We start from the raw sequence: 5,871 nt of genomic DNA, 5'->3' as shown, positions 1-5,871 counted from the left end.
GCGGCGATCGAGCAATGCTCCGCGGCGGCAGGACGGTGTGATTTTTTGCGTCGACGGACGATCTCAGACACCTTGCGAACGAACGCGGCGCGTTCTCCCTCCCCCCTCTGCGGGGGAGGGTGGCCCGCGCAGCGGGTCGGGAGAGGGGAGCGCCGCATCCGGCACTGTCGCTCCCCTCTCCCGACCCTCGCTGACGCGAGGCCCACCCTCCCCCGCAGAGGGGGGAGGGAAAGGCGCGCGGCGATCCCCATCTGCGACACCCGTCCTGCTGCCGCCATCGCCGTACGCCCGCGTGAAACTCAGCCGGTGATGCGGGGTGCGGCCGTGGGTCCTGAGGCCGGCGAGGTGCACCGGGGCGCCGTAGCCGACGTTACGCTCCCAGCCGTAATGCGGGTGGCGCCGGGCCAGCACCCGCATCAGCGCATCGCGAAACGTCTTGGCGACGATGGAGGCGGCGGCGATCTGCGGCACCGCGCGGTCGCCGCCGACGACCGCACGGCAGGGCTGCGGCAGGCCGGGAACCGCGTCCCGCCCGTCGACCAGCACCGGCGCATCGAGGGCGAGCCGCAGCACCGCCCGGCGCATCGCGTCGAGGGTGGCGACGCGGACGTTGACCCGGTCGATCAATGCCCGGGATCCCGCCGCGACCGCGACGCGGCCCTGCGCGCGGATCAGCGGCGTCAGGATCTCGCGCAGCGGTTCCTTGACCCGCTTGCTGTCGTCGAGGCGGGCGAGCAGGTCCGGCGGGATCGCAATCGGATCGAACCACACCGCCGCGACGACCACCGGGCCGCACAGGGCGCCGCGCCCGACCTCGTCGCAGCCGATGACGGCGGGGTAGTCGGCGGCGCAGGCGGGATCGAAGGGGGGCACGGGGCGGGTCGGGTCCGAAGGGGCGGCGACCCATCGCATTCCTCGGCCGGCCCGTCACCCTCTCAACCCGTCACCTCATCAGCCAAGCAGGGCCGCCTCGGCGCCGGCCGGCACGCGCAGATCGGCCGCCTGGGCGTGGGCGCTCTCGATGTTGCCGAAGAACTGGCGGGCGCTCTCGGCCCAGGTCCGGCGGAGGGCCTCCGCGCGGCATTGCCCGCGCGGAACGGCGAGGGCGGCGAGGCATGCCGCGCGCAGATCGGCGTCGAGCACCCCGGCCCCGGTCCCGGCGACCACGTCGAGGGGGCCGGTGACCGGGTAGGCCGCCACGGGCAGGCCGCAGGCCATCGCCTCGAGCAGCACGATGCCGAAGGTGTCGGTGAGGCTCGGGAACACGAACACGTCGCTCGCCGCGTAGAGCGCGGACAGCTCCGCGCCGGTGCGGGTGCCGAGGAAGCAGGCCTGCGGGTGGGCGGCCGCGAGCCGGGCGCGGTCGGGCCCGTCGCCGATCACCACCTTGCTGCCCGGCAGGTCGAGACTGAGGAAGGCGGCGACGTTCTTCTCGACCGCGACGCGGCCGACGAAGAGAAAGATCGGGCGCGGCAGCCCCGCGAGCGCAGGGGGAACCTCCGCGGAAGGATCGGCCGGGCGGAACAGGTCGGTGTCGACGCCCCGCGTCCAGCGCATCAGGTTGCGGAAGCCGCGGCCGGCGAGCTCGCGCTCGAGCGAGGCGGTGCTGACCATGGTGCCGCTGGCCGCCCGGTGAAAGCGCCGCAGCCAGGCGTAGCTCCACGCCTCGGGGATCGGCGCCCGGGCGGCGAGATATTCAGGAAACCGCGTGTGGTAGCTCGTGGTGAAGGGGCGGCCCTTCGCGCGGCAGAGCCGCCGCACCGCGTGGCCGATCGTGCCCTCGGTGGCGATGTGGACGTGGGTCGGCTCGATCCGCGCCCAGGCGGCGGCGATGCCGCGCGCGCCCGCCAGCGCCAGCCGGATCTCGGGATAGCCCGGCATCGGCAGCGAGCGGAAGTCGCGCGGGGTCACGAAGAACGGCTCGAAGCCGTGGGCGGGGGCGGCCTCGGCCATGCGCTCGAGCGAGCGCACCACGCCGTTGACCTGCGGCGCCCAGGCATCGGTCGCGACCAGCAGCCTCACGCGACCGCCCGGCGGTCCTGCGCCGGAAGCGCACCGGCGCGCTCGGCCTCCGACGCCTCCGCCGCGCGGGCGCGAAGCACGCTCGGATAATGCAGCACCTCCATGCGGCCGTCGTAATGCTCGACCAGCGCGGTGCAGGATTCGACCCAGTCGCCGGTGTTGAGGTAGCGCAGGCCGTCGATCCGCCGGTCGGCGGCGTGATGGATGTGGCCGCAGATCACCCCGTCGGCACCCTGGCGCCGGGCCTCGTCGGCGAGAAAGGTCTCGAACGCGCCGATGAAGTTGACCGCGTTCTTCACCTTCAGCTTCGCCCAGGCCGACAGCGACCAGTAGGACAGGCCGAGCCGGCGGCGCAGCTTGTTCAGGCCGGTGTTGACGAACAGCGCGAAGGTGTAGGCGCCGTCGCCGAGATGGGCGAGCCAGCGGGCGTGGCGCACCACCATGTCGAACTGGTCGCCGTGGATCACCAGGTAGCGCCGCCCGTCCGCCGCCTCGTGGATGCGGCTCTCGGCGATCTCGATCCCGCCGAAGGTGGTGCCGATGTAGTCGCGCAGGAACTCGTCGTGGTTGCCCGGCACGTAGACCAGGCTCGAGCCCTTGCGCACCTTGCGCAGGAGCTTCTGCACCACGTCGTTGTGCCCCTGCGGCCAGTACCAGCCCGATCGGAGCTGCCAGCCGTCGACGATGTCGCCGACGAGGTAGAGCGTGTCGGCGTCGTAGTCCTTCAGGAAGTCCAGGAGCAGCCCGGCCTGGCAGCCGCGGGTGCCGAGGTGCAGGTCTGAGAGGAACAGGGTGCGGACGCGGGTCGTCCCTTCCGTGTCGTCGGCCACGAGCATCTCCCGGCGGTCTTCGGCCGAGCCAAACCGGAAACGCGTCTCAGTTTGATGACGGTGGCGCGCATCCGATGCTGCGATGCAGCAAGCAATGCGAAGATCCTTCGCCGGTTTGCTGCAGTGCACGACAATTTTTTTTCGTCGTCCGGGAAGTTTTTCCAGTTTTGCTTGTGGAGCTTCGGCGTTCATAATGGATTCAAAGCGATCGCCTGCCGTAAGGCCGGCGCCGGCGACGGCCAATGGATCGCCGACCTGGATGGTCGACTTGGATCGTGAACCACTTGGATCGTGAGCCGGGGCGGGACGACGGGGAGGAAGGTGTCGAGGGTCGGCGCAGCGCCGGCGTGCAGGATCCGCATTCCGCGGCTTGCGCGACGGCCACGGCCGACGCATGGAAGACGAGGCTTTTCGGAGGCGACCGGCATGGATCCATGCCGCGACCGCGAGCGGTGCCAGACCGTTCCGCCGCTCCGCATCGCCCGGTGAAGCGACCGACCGACGACGCGGAAGTTCCGCGCGGGACAGCCCTCCCGCGCGCTTCCGGCCGCGCCGGTTCGGCGTCCCCCTCACCAGACCGCCCACGGATCACCACACGCCCATGCGTCGCAAGCCGGCGCATCGTTCCTGAAGCCGGCTTGCCGGCCAACGTTTCTTGGTAATCGGAGGACACACCCCATGGCTGCAACGCGGCGCCCCGGACGCAATCACCTCTTCATTCCCGGCCCGACCAACATTCCGGACCGCGTGCTGCGCGCGATGCACGTCCCCTCGGAGGACCACCGCTCGCCCGACTTCCCGGCGCTGGTGAAGCCGCTGTTCCAGGACGCCAAGATGGTGTTCGGCTCCGAGGCGGGCACGATCATCTTCTATCCGTCCTCCGGCACCGGCATCTGGGAATCGGCCCTGGCGAACACGCTCTGCCGCGGCGACAAGGTCCTGACCGCCCGCTACGGCCAGTTCAGCCACCTCTGGGTCGACATGGCCCAGCGCCTCGGCCTCGACGTCATCGTGCAGGACGAGGCCTGGGGCACCGGCGCCGACCCGGAGAAGATCGGCCAGGCGCTGCGCGCCGACACCGAGCACAAGATCAAGGCTGTGATGGTCGTCCACAACGAGACGGCGACCGGCGTCACCAGCGACATCGGCGCGGTCCGCAAGGCGATCGACGCCGCCGGCCACCCGGCGCTGCTGTTCGTCGACGGCATCTCGTCGATCGGCTCGCTGCCGTTCGAGATGGACGCGTGGAAGGTGGATTGCGCCATCGCCGGCTCGCAGAAGGGCTTCATGCTCCCCGCCGGCCTCGGCGTGCTCTGCGCCAGCGCCAAGGCGATCAAGGCCTCCGAAGGCACCGCCGGCGGCAACGACCGCCTCGGACACGTCTACTTCGCCTGGTCCGACCAGCTGAAGCAGAACCCGACCGGCTACTTCCCCTACACCCCGCCGCTTCCGCTGCTCTACGGCCTGCGCGAGGCTCTCGAGTGCATCAAGGAAGAGGGGCTGCAGAACGTCTACCACCGCCATCACGTGCTCGCCGAGGCGACCCGTCAGGCCGTGGCGGCGTGGGGCCTGAAGACCTGCGCCAAGGAGCCCAAGTGGAACTCCGACACGGTGACGGCGATCCTGGCGCCCGAGGGCGTCGATGCGGCCAAGATCATCAAGCACGCCTACGACCGCTACAACCTCTCGCTCGGCGCCGGCCTGAGCCAAGTCGCCGGCAAGGTGTTCCGCATCGGCCACCTCGGTGATCTCAACGAGCTGTCGCTGCTCGGCGCGATCGCCGGCGCCGAGATGGCGATGATCGATTGCGGCGTGCACGTCACCCCGGGCTCGGGCGTCGCCGCCGCGTCGAGCTACCTGCGCGAGCATCCGCTCACCCAGGGCTGACGTTAGGCCGACACCATCGCGCGGGGGCGTCGACGCCCCCGCGCCATCCCGGACGAGAGGGGATCATCTCGAACCGGATCGGGATCGCCGCGACCGGCGCGTCGCGGGCAGGGCCCGATCCGGCCGTCGCATGAAAGGCGTTCCATGACGAAGAAGATCGTATTCCTCGACCGCGAGTCCCTCGACGCCACGGTCCGGCCGTTCAACTTCCCGCACGACTACAAGGAATACGATTCGACCTGGACACCGGAGGAGATCGTCTCCCGGCTCCAGGGCGCCGAGATCGCGCTGATCAACAAGGTGCCGATGCGCGCCGACACGTTGAAGCAGCTGCCCGACCTCAAGCTCATCGCCGTCGCCGCCACCGGCACCGACGTGGTCGACAAGGAGCAGGCGAAGGCGCAAGGCATCACCGTCGTCAACATCCGCAACTACGCCTTCAACACCGTGCCCGAGCACGTCATCGCGCTGATCTTCGCCCTGCGGCGCGCGATCGTGCCCTACGCCAACTCGGTGCGCCGGGGCGATTGGAACAAGTCGACCCAGTTCTGCTACTTCGACTACCCGATCCACGACATCGCCGGCTCGACGCTCGGCATCGTCGGCTACGGCGCGCTCGGCAAGTCGATCGGCAAGCGGGCGGAAGCGCTCGGCATGAAGGTCATCGCCTACGACGTCTTCCCGCAGGAGGGCCTCGTCGACCTCGAGACGATCCTGACCCAGTCCGACGTCATCACGCTGCACGCGCCGCTGACGCCTGAGACCCGGAACATGATCGGCGCCGAGCAGCTGGCGAAGATGAAGAAGCACGCGATCCTCATCAACACCGCCCGCGGCGGGCTGGTGGACGAGGAGGCCCTGGCCGAGGCGCTGAAGGCCGGCACGATCGGCGGCGCCGGCTTCGACGTGGTGGTGCAGGAGCCGCCCAAGAACGGCAACATCCTGTGCGACCTCGACCTGCCGAACCTGATCGTCACGCCGCACGTGGCCTGGGCCAGCAAAGAGGCGATGCAGATCCTGGCCGACCAGCTCGTCGACAACGTCGAGGCCTTCGTCGCCGGCAAGCCGCAGAACGTGGTCTAGGTCGAACTCTCCCTCCCCCCGCTGCGGGGGAGGGTGGGCCTCGCGTCAG

At 70.2% G+C, this 5,871-nt stretch carries 5 protein-coding genes and 1 pseudogene; 3 read left to right on the top strand and 3 right to left on the bottom strand.

Annotated elements, in window-relative coordinates; all coding sequences use genetic code 11:
- Positions 1–291: 291 nt before the first annotated feature.
- The 3 genes and pseudogenes from MKK64_RS14430 to MKK64_RS14420 all read right to left on the bottom strand — a co-directional run.
- Positions 292–912, bottom strand: a pseudogene (locus MKK64_RS14430) (ribonuclease HII); the annotation flags it as partial.
- Between the two features lie 39 nt (positions 913–951).
- Entirely contained in the window at positions 952–2,022 is a 1,071-nt protein-coding gene (locus tag MKK64_RS14425) for a glycosyltransferase family 4 protein (protein ID WP_243935610.1), read from the bottom strand.
- Positions 2,019–2,858 (bottom strand): UDP-2,3-diacylglucosamine diphosphatase, encoded by an 840-nt coding sequence (locus MKK64_RS14420; protein ID WP_279593195.1) that lies wholly within the window; start codon positions 2,856–2,858, stop codon positions 2,019–2,021. The genes MKK64_RS14425 and MKK64_RS14420 overlap by 4 nt, the downstream gene beginning before the upstream one ends.
- A 48-nt stretch (positions 2,859–2,906) precedes the next feature.
- Here MKK64_RS14420 and MKK64_RS14415 point away from each other — a divergent pair, with 48 nt between their 5' ends.
- From MKK64_RS14415 to MKK64_RS14405, 3 genes are all read left to right on the top strand, one after another.
- Positions 2,907–3,131 (top strand): hypothetical protein, encoded by a 225-nt coding sequence (locus MKK64_RS14415; RefSeq protein WP_147726355.1) that lies wholly within the window; start codon positions 2,907–2,909, stop codon positions 3,129–3,131.
- 399 nt (positions 3,132–3,530) lie between these two features.
- Positions 3,531–4,739, top strand: coding sequence for an aminotransferase class V-fold PLP-dependent enzyme (locus tag MKK64_RS14410; protein ID WP_147842908.1), 1,209 nt, complete (start codon positions 3,531–3,533; stop codon positions 4,737–4,739).
- Between the two features lie 144 nt (positions 4,740–4,883).
- Complete coding sequence (locus MKK64_RS14405; RefSeq protein WP_147726357.1) at positions 4,884–5,822, top strand: D-2-hydroxyacid dehydrogenase; 939 nt, start codon at positions 4,884–4,886, stop codon at positions 5,820–5,822.
- Positions 5,823–5,871 lie beyond the last annotated feature (49 nt).

It is taken from the genome of Methylobacterium sp. E-025, from assembly GCF_022829705.1.
Lineage (GTDB): Bacteria > Pseudomonadota > Alphaproteobacteria > Rhizobiales > Beijerinckiaceae > Methylobacterium.
The sequence above is the reverse complement of the archived record's forward strand: the minus strand, read 5'-3'. Positions and strand labels throughout refer to the sequence as shown.